Genomic DNA, 15402 nt, shown 5'->3' on the forward strand with positions numbered 1-15402 from the left:
GGAATAAAGGCTGTCCCGGTTATGTTGCGGCATGAAACAGCCGGGACAGGGCCTTTGGTCCCCAGAACGCATAGCCCGATGACACACCCCCCTTCCGTCTCCGTTCCGCCCCTGGATCCGGAGTATCACTTTACAACGCTTACTGATGGCATACGCAGTGTGTATGGCCCCATTGATGTTCATTTCTTATGCGTTTACTCATAACGAGGAGATAAGCAGTGGTAAACACCGATGAGTATGAGGATATTGAGCCCATTGCAATTGTCGGCGCAAGTTGCCGATTCCCTGGTGCAGATACGATAGATCAATTTTGGAGTAACCTCTGCAATGGCGTGGAGTCCGTCACTTTTTTTGAAGAGTCCGAGCTTATTGAGGCAAATATTCCATCTCATATTTATAACGACCCTGACTATGTCAACGCAGCCTGTGTCATTGATGACATAGATAAGTTTGATTTCTCTTTTTTTGAGTACTCCAAGGAGGAAGCAGAACTCATCGACCCACAACAGCGCCTTTTTTTGGAATGCGCCTATGAAGCTGTTGAAGATGCAGGGTATTCGATTCGGGCATATGACGGAGTCACAGGGGTTTTCGGGGGCACGCGAACCAGTGGGTACACCAAGCTGTTAAGTGCCCCTTTGATGCGTCCGGGATCATTGAAAAGTTTTGAAGTGATTCTTGGTAATGCGGTGGACCAGACCTGCCTTCGCGTCGCCTATGGTTTGAACCTCAAGGGACCGAGTATTGGGGTTCAGACGGTATGCTCAACATCACTGGTTGCCGTTCATATGGCCTGTGAAGCCCTTCAAAACGGAGAATGTGACATGGCTTTGGTCGGTGCCGCAGCCGTGCATGTCCCGAGAAACCAGGGCTATTTGCATGAAGACGGAATGGTTCTTTCCCCTGATGGGCACTGTCGAGCTTTTGACATAAACGCTCAAGGGTCGGTGCCTGGAAATGGGCTGGGTGTCGTTGTGTTGAAGCGTTTATCCGATGCGGAAGCTGACAAGGACCATGTCTATGCTGTTGTCAAAGGAACGGCTGTCAATAACGATGGGGCCTCCAAAATCGGGTATCGTGCCCCAAGCATTGAAGGGCAGGTTGCCGTTATTGACGAGGCCTTTCAAGTGGCGGGTGTAGATTCGAACACCATCTCCTATGTCGAGGCCAATGGTACCGGGACGTATCATGGGGATTCTGTAGAAATCGAGGCCCTGTCACGGGTTTTCAAGGGCCAGGGCGACCGGCAGTCGGTTTGTGGTATTGGGAGTGTAAAGACAAACCTTGGTCATTTGACGCACGCCGCAGGAATAGCAGCCCTGATCAAAACAATGCTGTCGTTGAAATACAAACAACTGCCACCAAGCCTGAATTGTGAGGTGCCCACTCCGCAGTTGCAGGACACTCCTTTTTACGTCGTCAGGGACCTTTCCGAGTGGAGATCAAACGGCCTTCCCAGGCGCGCCGGGGTTAATGCATTTGCCATCGGGGGTAGCAACGCACATGCGGTTCTGGAAGAGGCTCCGCCAAGCCCGAGGCAACATGAACAAAGGTTGGGGGAATATCAAATCCTCACCCTTTCGGCAAAGACCGAAAACGCGTTGGCCCGCATGGTCAAACGGTATGACCTTTTTTTCAAAACGCATGAAGATGCATCTTTTCACGATGCGTGTTTTACCTCCAATGTCGGAAGAGACCACTTTCAACATCGTATCGCACTTGTTTCACACTCCACGGATGACTTGTCAGGACAACTCTCAGCCCGAAATCCGGCGTCAAAAAAGGTGGCGGAGCCGCTTCCGTCTGTCCGCAACGACAGGTTGATTACGGCATTTCTTTTTTCCGGTGAAATGGAGTCGGTGAAGGGAGCATACGAGAGCCTTTACGCATCGTACCCACAGTTTAAGGATAGTTTGGATTTATGCGGGGAGCTTGCGAAAAACTACCAGGATGCCCCTTTACTGCCATCTGTCGTGGGCGGGAAACCATCAGGTAATAATACCTATTCGCCGGTTGAAGTCTTTGCGTTGGAATATGCGATAGCCATGGCGTGGATAGCTTGGGGAATAGCCCCTTCTGTGGTTGTGGGCCATGGCGTGGGCATTTGCACGGCTGCCTGTGTTGCAGGCGTCCTCAGCGTAGAAGATGGCATCAAGCTCCTGGTGGCAAGGGAACGTTTTATTGAAGGCAGCACGGAGGACTCTTTTGACTTGCTCGAGGGCACAATGAGAACCCTTACGTTGTCACCATCCCGTATCCCTATTGTTTCGCCTTTTACCGGGGTTGTTGATCACCCGGAAGAATGGATTCGTAACGAATATTGGAACAGCAAGATAGACGAGGGCGTTCACCCACTGAAGATTCCTGAATACCTCAAAAGCTGCAGGGTGAATAGCGTTATGGAGATGGGGCCGGACTCATCGTTCTTCGGCTCATGTCGAGAGGTATTTTCGAAAACAAAGGGTCCGGGGCACGATGCAGATCACCGAGACATGAACCTCGAATTATCACTTTTAAAGCGGCTGGGCTCGCTTTACACCAGCGGGGCGGACGTGAACTGGAAAGCGTTTCATGCTGGGGGCTCCTCTCATCGAATGTCACTTCCGACATACCCATTTGAGCGAACGAGATGCTGGTTTGAAGGGCAGGAATAAAAGGCAGAAAGCGCGGTGTGGATTGGCACGATGGAGAAGGCTTCATCGAGCTACTCGCCACAGCGGTCAAGTTTAACCAATGGTCACAATAGCAAAGGGACTCATATGAAAACCGACGCAATCGTTGTTGGATCAGGGGCTGGGGGGGCTACCGTTGCACGGGAGCTTGCACGAAAGGGAAAACGTGTCGTCATATTGGAATGGGGGAAGGACAATCCCCCCAATGGTGGTTTTTTTGCGCATCCATTGAGGTTCTTCGGCGGAATGCAGCATAAAACAAAAGCGTTTTTGAAATCATCCGACGATCCGTTTATGGAAATTGTTCGCTGCATCACAACAGGGGGGGGGACCCTTGCTTACGGGGGCGTCTCCTGGGATCCACCCTATGAGTTGTTTGACAAGTTTGAGATAGATTTAAAGAACGAGGTAGAAGAGATAAAGCAGGAGATCACAATAAAACCTCTAAAATTAGGACAAATGGGGCCGGCTGCAAAGCGTATCAATCAATCTGCCTTAGACCTGGGACTGAAGTGGGAAAAAATCGACAGGTTTTTCCTTTCAGCTGATAAATTCAAGCAAACATCTTATCTGTTCGGTGATAAAACCGGGGCACGGTGGGATGCCCGTCAATGGGTTATGGAAGCTGTCGACAACGGAGCCACCTTATACAACGAGACTTTTTGCGACGAAGTTCTTATAGAAAATGGGAAAGCCGTAGGTGTCGTGGCTTTGGATAAAGATGGCGAGAAAACACGGATGATGGCAGATACTGTTGTTGTCGCAGCAGGTGGGCTCGGATCACCGGAAATTTTAAAGAAAGCAAAAATAAACGAAGCAGGCAACGGCATTTTTGTCGATCCGTATTTTGTCGCCACCGGCTATCTGGATCATAATGTGTCCGGTGGCCAGGAGGTTACAAGGCAAGCTGGCATTCTTCTTAAGGAGGATGGCTTGGCTCTGGGTGATTCTGCTTTACCGACACCAGCCTACAGAAAACTGGCCCTGAGCCATAAGAAGTTCAATAAACTCTTTAAGCAAAAGAAAGCGTTGTCGATTCTTGTTGAAATCGACGACAATTTAAGCGGGTGTGTTGATAACGACTATAAAATAGTCAAACCTCTTTCTCAAGAAGATCTTGGGAAATTAGAAAAAGGAAAAGGGATCGCTCGGAAGATCCTTGAAAATGCAGGGGCGAAAGATATTTGGTTTACACGGATTGCGGGCGTCCACCCAGGTGGCTCATGTAAAATTGGAGAGGTCGTGGATTCAAATTTACAAACACAGGTGAAAAATCTGTACGTATGTGACGCAAGTGTTATTCCTGAATCCATGGCCATTCCCCCTGTGTTGACAATCATGGCACTTGCCAAGCGGCTGGCTAAGACATTGTAGTTCCCATGGGCCTGCATGCGGCTTTAAACCGGACATTTTACACGTCGAGCGTGTCCATGATCGGGACTTCCGAGTTGCTGTTGTCGTTGTTTGCTTCAACACTCTGAAAAACGGAAGATGGATACGCTCGACTCCCTTGAGGGGGGGAGAGCGATACGTTGTATTGTCATCGCTCCCATGTTTTTCATTCGGCTCATAAGCCAGGGCCAATACCATGAGAGTACTCCTGTAAGGTTGATTCAACGAAACACAGGGATGATACGCACAGATCGGCATGTTAACCGTGTCCCTGGTCATTTGATCACCTATCCATCCTGTTTTCATATCGTCCCCGGCACCATTTACTTGTCGTTTTGACTAACCATAATGAAACATTTCTACGTTCAGGGATTTTCGCATGCAACGTAACATATATGATGCTTTACAGCAGGTCGTTGGGCACGAGTTTGTCTCCAATCGGCAGGAGGAGCTTTATTTATACTCACGTGATCTGGGCTCATCCAAGCCCGGTCAGGTCGATTATGTGGTGATGCCGGGTACGGCAGAGGAGGTCCAGGCCATCATACGAATCGCATGCCGGCATCGTATCCCGGTAGTTCCCATTGGAGGGGGCTTGAATTTGTCCGGCTTAACCATTCCGAAGCGCGGTGGTATCGCACTGGACATGAAACGGATGGATTCAATTTTAGAGGTCAATGAAAGTAGCCGGTTTGCATTAATAGAAGCCGGTGTAACCATAGGTAAACTGATTGCTTACCTGAACTCTCATCATCCCGATTTACGATTTTCCATAGCAGATGCTCCCCCCATGGCAACCGTTACAGGGAATTTTGTGTTCAATGGGTCCGGCCATCTTTCAAAATATGGTGTGCATCCGGACATGATCAACGGGCTTGAGGTGGTTCTGCCGACTGGCGAGATTTGTACTCTCGGATCGTGTGCTTTGTCTGCTTCCTGGTTTGGAAAAAGCCCACTGCCAGATTTAACTGGACTGTTTACCAATTGGTTCGGAACAACGGGTGTTGTAACGAAGTTATCTTTGAAGCTTTATCCCAGACATCGTATCAGGGAGATGTGTATCTTTGCGTTGCGTAATCCGGAATCAATACCCGAGGTTGTCAGGAAGGTCACAGCCACGGAAATGATGGAAGACCTTCTTGTGCTTGTTTTTCGAATGGAGGGACGACGTAACCTGACCCACCTTTTGTTTATCTATATTACGGCGGATTCACAAAAAGAGTTCGATTTAAAAGTGGCGCTTTTCAAGGAGATGTTTATGGAGCACGGGAAGCCTGCCTCCGATATAGCGCATTTCCCCAAAGAGATGCTTCCGCCGGAATTTATAGCCAACTACATGGCAGAGCCCAAGTACGGAATGGAGGTGGCGGATATAAAAAAAGGTGGAGGGTTTGAGTATTTGGGTGTGAACTTTCCCCTTGATTCGATACCGGAAGCCTACCGCCAAGGGGTTAAGATTGCGGACAAATATGGTTTTGATGGCCCCCTTCTTACCATACGGAATATCGGTGTCGGCCACAGCGTGATTTTTACGTTCATGTATCCATTTAACAGGGCTGATGAGAAGAGCCTTGAAGCCTGTCGACGTGCTTTGATGGAAACAACAGAGATGGCCCTTGAGATAGGGGGGGTGCCCTGGAAACCAACAGTTGAAGAGCAGCAACGGGTTCTCGAGAAAATGAATCCTGAAACCGTTGACGTGATGAACAAAGTAAGAGCTCTTCTGGATCCCAGTGGGATCATGAATCCAGGACATTGGGAGATTCAGTAAATGGGTTTTGACGACTACAAAGATATTCTCCACAGATGTTTCAGGTGTGGATATTGTAAATTTCCGTCAGAATATTCGGATTTCAATTGCCCTTCATATAAAAAGTTCAAACTGGAGTCCTACTCTCCCGGTGGCCGCATGTGGTTGATCAGGGCCGTTGTAAATGGGGATATGCAGTTATCAGAGCACTATTCAGAAATTCTTTATTCATGTTCCATGTGTGGAAATTGCAAAGAGAATTGTTGTCTTGATTTCAAAGATGAAATTTTGAATATACTCACATGTGCCAGAACCGAAGCTGTCAATGAATCCATCATGCCGTCCAAGGTTCAAGAATATTTTGAGAACATCCTTGCCTTTGGCAATCCATGGAAAAAGTCGAAAAAAAAACGGGGTGACTGGGCAAAGGGTCTGAGTATCAACCCTTTTGAAGGCGATGAATACCTATACTATATCGGTGATGTTGGCTCCTATGAACCCCGATGCCTTGAGGTAAGCATGGCCCTTGGAAACATCTTACTGATGGCCGGTATCTCGTTTGGGATATTGGGTTGTGAGGAGATATCTGACGGCAATGATGTCAAGTGTATGGGCGAAGAAAGCCTGTTTGATTATATGATGCAGAGGAATATAGGGGTTTTTCGGAAAAAAGGTGTGCAGAAAATTATAACCCTTTCTCCTCATGCATATAACGCCATGCACAATCATTACCGAAAAATAGACAAATCAATAGAGGTATTTCACTACCTTGACATCTTGAAGCTTGTCTTGGAAGAAGGAAAGCTTCACATGGAGACGACTGACCCGATTCGAGTAACTTACCACGATTCATGCTTTCTTGGCCGCTGGAACGGGAAGTATCAAACCCCCCGGGAGGTCCTTGGCCTGATTCCCAATGTCGATTTGGTTGAAATGGAAAGGAACAAGGAAAATGCCTTCTGCTGTGGCGGCGGGAATGGGAATTACTATACGGATATGCTCGGTGGCGGGAAAGACAGCCCAGCCAGAATTCGAATACGCGAGGCCATTGCAACAGGAGCTGAGATCTTGGCTGTTTCCTGTCCCATATGCCTTATGATGTTTGAAGAAGCCATTGCAAGTGAAAAGGCTCAGAGTGTGATAAAAGTCCTTGATATAAGTGAGATTATGCTCAAAAGAGTTTCTTGAAAATAGTTGCTGGGTGAACGCCCATGTCACCCAGTATATCCATCCCCCGGATTGATCAGGGGGGGGGCCTGCCCTATTCCACTTATTCGCTATAACTGCAGATGTCCAGCCTTGCCTCAATGCACTGGTAACGCCGTAAATGTGTGAATTCATCTCACCCGAAGGTTGAAAAAATCGAGCAGAAAATCGTGAATTACACTTAGTCTTTTTGAAATGCCTGGTTTTTTCTACAAGTGTATCATTTTTCCATGAAATATCCGGGCTAAGGTAGACAGGGCTTCCCTTACTCTCATGTTAATCTGCTTTTAGATAACTTTCCTATATATCATTGGTATTCCCAATCTTCATGTTGGCCAACCCGAACGCCATGTAGCCAGGTCATAAGATCTATGGTGTGGCATCCAATGTCCATACACCCGCAGCTCGGAATATTCTGGGAACGTAGCTGTGTAAGCACCGTATGAACATGAGGATAACACATTGTAAGTGGATAGTAATAATCAATATTAATGCTGTTTTTGAACAAGAGGGGTAGAAATATGTTGGTGTCTAAGGGGCTTTTATGCAAGTCGTTATGTGTTATTTTTCTTTTGTTGACCCTTCCAGTCTTTGTGTATGGAGAACAGGGAGATACCCATGGGTTAGAATCAATGACAGTTACGGCAAACAAGCGAGAGGAAAACATCCAGGATGTTCCGTCCGCCATTTCGGCATTCTCGAAAATGGAGCTGGATGATTCCGACATCGAAGATCTGGGGGACCTTGTGCAATTTGTCCCCAACATGTATTCCGGTTCTTCCATGCAGGGATATCAGGAGATAAACTTCAGGGGGATAAGCATCAGTCAGTTTACAGGGAAGAACCCTGTGGTTATTTTTGTCGACGGCATTGCTCAGGATCATTACTCGAATTATGACGTGGACATGACCAATGTGGAGAGGGTGGAAGTCCTTCGTGGCCCCCAGGGGACATTGTACGGTAAAAACGCCATTGGCGGCGTGATAAATATTATCTCAAAAAAACCAGGTAATGAATTGGAAGGGGAGGTAACGGCGCAGGCTGCTGAATACGACACCTACGGTGTAAAAGGGTTCGTAAATACGCCTCTTGTCAAAGATAAGCTCTCGCTTTCACTTACAGGGCGATATTACACCACGGATGGGTTCATGGAAAACGATCATCCTGCCGGGGGCACGTTTGATGATGAAGAGGTTTTGAGTTTGAGGTCTCGGTTCAGATGGATTTTCACGGATCGCCTGGAGGCCAATTTTCATGCAGGAATGTCCCAACGATGGGATGGCAGTGGTGTACAGACCAAGGCAACGCCAGATAAAGTTGAGTACCATGCCTATAAAAACCCTGATGATAAATCAGAACCCAGTACGTCCAGTGCAGCGTTGAATATTTCCTATGAAGGCGATTCGTTTGATTTTACCTCCATCGGTACGTATAGCTACGATAAGATGGATGCCTGGATGGACCAGTGTTATGTCGCATTGTGGAAACCGGTCAACTTTTGCAATTCCGACAACCGCATTTTTTCTCAGGAATTTCGAATTCAGTCCCCCAGCAAGGATGATGGAATCAAATGGCTCGGTGGGGTCTACTATTCCAGCGATCTCCTTGACTATGAAAACAACGCGCATCTGTTTGATACCAAGGCGATGTACGGCTATGACCTAAAGTACAACTGGGCTGATGAAACCCAGGAAGACACCGCAGCAGCTTTTACCCAGATGACATTTCCACTTCCGGGAAAGCTGGCCTTTACAGCGGGTCTCAGGTACGAGCGGGTCAACAAGTCCATGGACTATCGCTATGAGGTAACCCGAAACGATACAGGGGAGATTTTACCGGCTGATCCCTTCAGCAAGCCAGGATCTCCCAAACCGACCTTGGTAACGTATACGATCCAAGACAACTGGGACGCGATTCTTCCCAAGGGCGTTCTCTCCTGGCAGCCAACCAAGGATGCCATGTTTTATGCCAGTGTGGCCAAGGGGTACCTTGCAGGGGGATTTAACCTGTGTGAACACATAAAGGAACAGGCCAAATTCGACGAACAATATTCCATTGACTATGAGCTGGGGGTCAAAACGTCATGGTTTCAAAACAGGCTGATTTGTAATGCCAATATTTTCTACATGGATATCAATGATATGCATGTGTATTATGCCCCCGACGCGTTTACCTATATTACGTCCAATGCCGGCGAGGCACACTCCCAGGGCCTTGAACTCGAAATTGATGCAAGACCGGTGGAAGGGCTTGACATCATGGCCTCTTTTGGCTTTGTTGATGCGGAATATGATGAATACACAAACACTGCCGGGATTGATTGCTCAGGGAATAGACTTGTGCGTACACCTGATTACACCATTAACCTGGCTGTCCAGTACAGGCATCATTCAGGGTTTTACTCACGCATCGGTATGCAGGGATATGGCAAGAACTATTTTGATGATGTCAATACCGTAGGGCAAGATGCCTACGAATTATACAATGCAAAAATCGGCTATGAGGGGGCTGTCGCAGACATATATCTTTATGGAACAAATTTACTCGATGAGGAATACTTCAGCTTCGGCAGAACCAATTCAATGGGGCTTATGGCAAACGTCGGTCAACCCCAAACCTTTGGCGTAATGGCGACGGTCCGTTTCTGATGGAAAGAGAGCAGCCGGAACGATGACATCAACGCCGGGTTTTATAAGTTCAAGTGTTCTCGTTTTGCGTAACTCTTGAAATCAAATCGTCCTACTTAGCCCGAATACTTCACGAGTCGGGTGCACCCATATTCAAGGCACCAGATCCGCAGATGCAGTTGTCTGCCTCAACGCTCTGATAACGCAGAAAATGTGTGTGCTCGGCTCGCCCGAAGGGTTAGAAACACGGCCAGAAAAAGATGAATGACATTTTGTATTTTTCATATACCTGAATTTTTCAGGTAACAATTCGTTATGATATCTTATTGGCTTGATCTGGCCGCCTTCTCGTGAAATATTCGGGTTAGGGCCTGGGCCCGGGTGATCATGACACGAGTATATCCTGAGCAAAAAAACGCCTACCCGTCGATATCGTGTCCGGCAGCTGTCAACTTACCCTAAACCTGATCTGGCTCATTCGTACCTCAGCCATATCGCATTTCCCTTCAGCAAGTGAACGATCAAAGAAATGACATGTGACGTGCTGGATCCATTCACCGCGGTTTGGCCTAATTTAAGGTCTGTTATGGCCCTGTATGACATTGGTCATTTCTTAAATGAAGCATATTGGAGATACAGTGAAAAAATTACAAGTAATTGAGGAGTCGTGGCGTGATATTTATGAGCTTAGCAAGAGAAAAGTTCAGGGTGATATTCTTATCTCAGCTCTCAACTGGCATCTTTTTGATTTGATGAGAGAGCCCTGTCCTGTCTCTGGAATTGCTGAAAAATGTCAGTTTAACCAGAGAAATCTTGAGTTGTTTCTCAATTGTCTCGCCGGTATGGACCTCATAAATAAGTCCGAGGGGCTTTTCTGGAATACCAAAAAAAGCGATGTCTTTCTGGTCTCTTCAAGCCCTTCGTACATTGGTACATTTTTGAATTTTATGAATGCATGGCATGATAATTTTGCGTTGAACTTGGAGGAGCTTGTTAAAAATGGCCCTCCTTCCAGTCAAAAAGCCCATACTATCTCAGATGCATCATTATGGGCAAAGAGTGCCCGTGACTCTGCTGCATGTCAGTTCGGTGCAGCGCAGAACATGACGAAAATCATCAGTGCCTTGCCCGAATTCCCAAAGATGAGGAAGATGCTTGATTTGGGTGGCGGTGCCGGCTTTTATACAATTGGCATTGTTTCTGCTCACCCAAGCCTGAAAGGCGTTGTTTTTGATCAACCTGCGGTAGCTACGGTCACTCGGGAATTCATTGAAGAGTATGGGGCCGAAGATCGAATAACCGTTATGGAGGGTGATTACAAGACAGATAACTACGGGGACTCCTATGACCTTGTTTTTGCGAGTGCAACGCTTAATTTCGTAAAAGGCTCGTTAAGCGAGATATGCAAAAAAATCTATGATGCCCTTAACCCCGGCGGGATTTTTATTGCTCATCAGGATGGTATCACACATGAGCGGACAAAGCCCGTATACCATGTAGCGGATAACCTTTCAGCTGAGTTGAAAGGGATGGATCTTCTGCTTCCCAGGGGAATGGTTGCCGCTGCAATGCTTGACGCTGGTTTTAGATCAGTCCAAAGCTTTCCCATTGAATCCAATACAGGGGATATGGATGTAGATATTGCAAGGAAATAACAGCCCACTCTTTTTATAACAGAAGATCATGTCAAGGCCGTATGTTGTAGGCCTTCTACTCGAAAGCCGCCCTGCCTGTCTCCGGGTGCCAAAACCCCCTTTAAATCATTTTTGCTGCGGTTGAATCGAGGATTGTTGTGGCCTTCGGTCACAAGAAACCCTCGACGCTATACACGTTCACAAGGGACTTCCTTGCTGTTTGCAGGCGTTCATATGCTGCCTTGCGACTTTTTTTTGAACCATGTCTGGTTACCCGTAAAAGATAAGATTGCTGAATAGGTGGAAAATGAAGAAATATAACGTTCTTGTCTGTGGTACGAATTTTGGGAAATTTTACCTTTCGGCCCTTTTAAGCGAGAATTCAGGCTTTCGCCTGGGTGGTATCCTTGCAAAGGGAAGTAAGCGTTCTGAAACAATTGCGAGTGAATTGGGCGTTCAGTTATACACGTCTGTTGATGAGGTTCCCGAAACAATCGATATTGCCTGTGTTGTCGTCAAGTCAACATTGCTTGGCGGTCAAGGGACAAACCTATCAATGCAACTGCTGAAGAGGGGGATCAACGTTATCCAAGAGCACCCTGTGCACCCCGGGGATATCAGGCAGTGCTTTAAATGCGCCAGGGAGAGCGGGAGTCACTATCACATCAACAGCCATTTTGTTCATGTAAAACCCATCAAGGTCTTTATCGATTATGTCTCCAAAACCATAGGGTGTGAGCGTCCATTGTTTGTGGATGCCTCCACGGCACTGATTTATTCAACCATCGATATTATCGGGCAGGCCTTGGGCCGGCTTGAACCTTATCAATTCACCGACCCGGTTGAGTGGACGGATTCGGTATCCTCTGTGATGGAAACAGAGTTTCTGCCATTTAAATGCCTTCAGGGGGTCATCGCCGGGGTACCGGTAACATTTAAGCTCCAAAATTATTTTGACCCCGGTAATTTGGATCAAAACTACCTGATGATGCACAGGGTGACCATAGGTTCAGAAAGTGGCAACACAACCCTTCTCAGTTCCCATGGCCCCGTCGTGTGGACTCAGGGATATCCGGTGCCGACCAAAGGCGCACATGCGCGTGAGACATCGGAGAGTGGCGATATCTCTTTCGAATACCATAAATCAAAATACGAGCACTACACTCAGCCAACCTCCGTTGTCTTTTCCGACACGACAGGGCCCTCATTCAATGAGGTAACAAGTCTCTACTGGCCAGATGCCATTTTATCGGCGTTGGAGCTGATGCAAGAGCAAATAGAAACCGGAGTGACAGGGAAATATCAAACCGAAGGGTATCTGAAGGGGATAAGTGACATATGGTTGGAGATGATGAAACGCTTTGGAAAACCCAATTTTATCAAGATCGACGAATTGGTCAGCAACATTCCTGACCCTTGTGAGTATGGGAATTTTGTCAATGCGTAGAGACTCGTCAGCATGACGCGAAGTGAGATGAAAGCAAAGCCTCCGGATAACTCTTTGTTTTTGAGCTGGGGCAGCTCTTTTTGCCATCCACGATGGAGGACCCGTATCGTGTGGTGTGCCGTGTCGGTGATGCTCATTTTTGCGAACAGATAAAGAACGGATTTAACGAGTGCAAGCCTAAATTTACCAATGAGGTTAACCATGCTTAAAGAAAACCAAAATGTTGTCCAGAAGTGGCGTATTTTATTTGCAGTGATGATCGGGGGCTTCATGGCCTCTGTCGACGGCAGTATCGTAAACCTTATTTTGCCGACGCTTGTGAAAGACCTCAAAACCGATTTTGCAATTGTTCAGTGGGTTGTCGTAAGTTATCTCCTTACTGTCACAACACTGATACTTATTATGGGCCGCCTCGGTGACATGGTGGGGAAAAAAAAGATTTATCTTTTGGGCTTCGTCCTTTTCACGACAGGCTCTGTTCTGTGCGGGCTGGCCACTTCGGTTCATTGGTTAATCGGGTTCCGTGTTCTCCAGGGGCTCGGGGGCACAATGATCCTTGCCCTTGGTTTTGCTGTCGCAACAGAAGCCTTCCCACCTGCAGAGCGCGGGAAGGCGATGGGGCTGCTTGCATCTGTTGTCTCTCTGGGGGTCATTGTTGGCCCTGTTATTGGTGGTTTCCTAGTAGACTTTCTTTCCTGGCACTGGATCTTTTTTGTCAACCTCCCCATCGGTATTTTTGGCAGTATCATGGTTGTGAGATACGTCCCTGACAACAGCACGCCCCTAACGCCGACATTCGATTTTAAGGGGGCAACAGTTTTTTTTCTGTGCATGTTTTCTCTTCTTATGGGCCTGACTTTTGGGCAACGATCCGGTTTTGACAAAATTGATGTATTGAGCATGCTTGGTTTCTCCCTTGTCTGTGCATTCGTATTTGTGGTGGTCGAACTCAAGAGCAAAAGTCCTGTGATGGACTTGAGGATGTTTAAACATGTTTTTTTAAGCGTTAACTTGTTGATTACTTTTTTCTTCTATTTGGCTATCAGTGGGGTTTTTGTCCTTTCGCCTTTCTATTTTCAGAACATCCTTGGCTATATGGCGAACCAGGTGGGATTGCTGTTTGGCGCCATGTCCTTGATGATGGTTCTGTTTTCTCCTGTGTCAGGTGTCTTGTCGGATCGGTTTGGCGCATCCACAATGATCATTGCGTCGCTTCTGCTTATGGTTTTTTCCTATGGGCTGCTTGCCGTGGGGATTAGTCCAAATACCAACACCCTTCAGTGTATCGTTGCGATGCTGTTTCTTGGAACAGGTATGGGGCTTTTCATGTCTCCCAGCCACAGTGCTGTCATGGGGACGATACCCAAAGAATATCTCGGTATTGTTTCAGGCCTCCTGATACTTGCAAGGACCCTTGGGCAAGTCGTCGGGGTATCGATTCTTGGCGCAATCTGGAGCAGCCGTGTCAGGCTTTACAGTGACGGCGACTTCCATGGTGCTATCACCATGGCTCCTGTAAATGCCAGAATTCATGGGTTTCAGGATATCTCTTTATTTGCCGTTGTTGTTACAGGCTTGTCCCTTTTGCTTATCGTATGGGGGGCAGTTCATGAAAGGCGCAACAAAATCATGGAGTCGGCACATGCAATGACAGCGGAGTAAATTTCACTGCTTGGGGCAATACATAAATACAAGATTGGTTTGTTAGGTGGAGGTGGTGCATAAAATGATCTATTCCCAATGGCTTATGCCTGGAAAGAGACGTGGTAGCGAGCAGATTCGGCTTTTCTGTTTTCCCTATGCCGGGGGTGGTGCGTCAATATATCGGCTGTGGGCAGACTTATTGCCCGAGAATGTGGGCGTTTACCCTGTTCAGCTCCCAGGCAGAGAAAACCGGATTGCCGAAACGCCTGTCGACAATATGAAGGATCTTGTTGATTTGCTTTCACGTGAGCTTGTTCCCTATCTGGACCGTCCCTTTGTTCTATTCGGGCATAGCATTGGCGCAAGGATAGCCTTTGAACTGGCTCAGAATCTTCGTGCATCGCTGGGACTCAGTCCATGCAGCCTGATCGTTTCCGGAAGCCGTGCCCCGCATATCCCGGAGCCGAATCCCCTCCATCACCTTCCGGATGAAGAGTTTATGCGTGAGTTGCGTCGGTTTTCAGGAACACCTGAGGCCGTTTTGCAAAGCAGGGAACTCATGGAGATGTTCATACCGATTCTACGTGCTGACTTTTCCATCGACGAAACATATGTCTTCTCGCATTCAGCACCCCTCGATTGCCCTGTTTTTGCGTTTGGCGGGACAGGGGATATCGAGGCGAAAACAGAGGAACTCGAAGCATGGGCGGATCATACGGCCGGTGATTTCCGTCTCGAAATGATCAGGGGAGATCATTTTTTTCTCCATACTGAAAGGGAGGAGCTTTTGCGATTTATTTCACGAATTATTCTCAGATCTCTTGAAGAGACCGCCAATCCATCCGAGCAGGCCTTCAGCCCTGCCTGAATTAATCGGCGGGGTTCCCTTCGAGGCGGGACAACGATGTTGGCCTGGCCCTGAGAACTCGAATCTGTTTCCTTATCCATAATATGACATTCACAAAATAAGCAGGTTGCTGGGCCGATGGCGAGCCGTTTTGTGCTCGGTTCTGCCCGTGGATATGTCGGT

General features: G+C 47.5%; 9 protein-coding genes. All 9 read left to right on the top strand.

Translation table 11 applies throughout. The features are described 5' to 3' along the window. Positions 1 to 218 precede the first annotated feature (218 nt). The 9 genes from ACOYW0_RS19495 to ACOYW0_RS19535 all read left to right on the top strand — a co-directional run bounded on the left by ACOYW0_RS19495 (position 219) and on the right by ACOYW0_RS19535 (position 15240). Positions 219 to 2654, top strand: coding sequence for a type I polyketide synthase (locus tag ACOYW0_RS19495; RefSeq protein WP_482415449.1), 2436 nt, complete (start codon positions 219 to 221; stop codon positions 2652 to 2654). 105 nt (positions 2655 to 2759) lie between these two features. Continuing rightward, on the top strand, positions 2760 to 4046 hold the full coding sequence (locus tag ACOYW0_RS19500) for a GMC family oxidoreductase N-terminal domain-containing protein (RefSeq protein WP_482415450.1): 1287 nt from the start codon (positions 2760 to 2762) through the stop codon (positions 4044 to 4046). 397 nt (positions 4047 to 4443) lie between these two features. Continuing rightward, entirely contained in the window at positions 4444 to 5835 is a 1392-nt protein-coding gene (locus ACOYW0_RS19505; protein ID WP_482415451.1) for an FAD-binding oxidoreductase, read from the top strand. After that, entirely contained in the window at positions 5836 to 7002 is a 1167-nt protein-coding gene (locus ACOYW0_RS19510; protein WP_482415452.1) for a (Fe-S)-binding protein, read from the top strand. Between the two features lie 650 nt (positions 7003 to 7652). Beyond that, the gene (locus ACOYW0_RS19515; RefSeq protein ID WP_482415453.1) at positions 7653 to 9668 is read left to right on the top strand and encodes a TonB-dependent receptor; all 2016 of its coding nucleotides are present in this window, start codon (positions 7653 to 7655) and stop codon (positions 9666 to 9668) included. A gap of 617 nt (positions 9669 to 10285) precedes the next feature. Further along, on the top strand, positions 10286 to 11302 hold the full coding sequence (locus ACOYW0_RS19520; RefSeq protein ID WP_482415454.1) for a methyltransferase: 1017 nt from the start codon (positions 10286 to 10288) through the stop codon (positions 11300 to 11302). Between the two features lie 286 nt (positions 11303 to 11588). Further along, entirely contained in the window at positions 11589 to 12728 is a 1140-nt protein-coding gene (locus ACOYW0_RS19525) for a Gfo/Idh/MocA family oxidoreductase (protein ID WP_482415455.1), read from the top strand. 201 nt (positions 12729 to 12929) lie between these two features. After that, positions 12930 to 14390 carry a DHA2 family efflux MFS transporter permease subunit gene (locus tag ACOYW0_RS19530; protein WP_482415456.1) on the top strand — a complete coding sequence of 487 codons (1461 nt, stop codon included), beginning with the start codon at positions 12930 to 12932 and terminating at the stop codon, positions 14388 to 14390. A gap of 64 nt (positions 14391 to 14454) precedes the next feature. Beyond that, the gene (locus tag ACOYW0_RS19535; RefSeq protein WP_482415457.1) at positions 14455 to 15240 is read left to right on the top strand and encodes a thioesterase II family protein; all 786 of its coding nucleotides are present in this window, start codon (positions 14455 to 14457) and stop codon (positions 15238 to 15240) included. Positions 15241 to 15402: the final 162 nt, after the last annotated feature.

The organism is Desulfoluna sp. HI9BLuna, assembly GCF_056829775.1.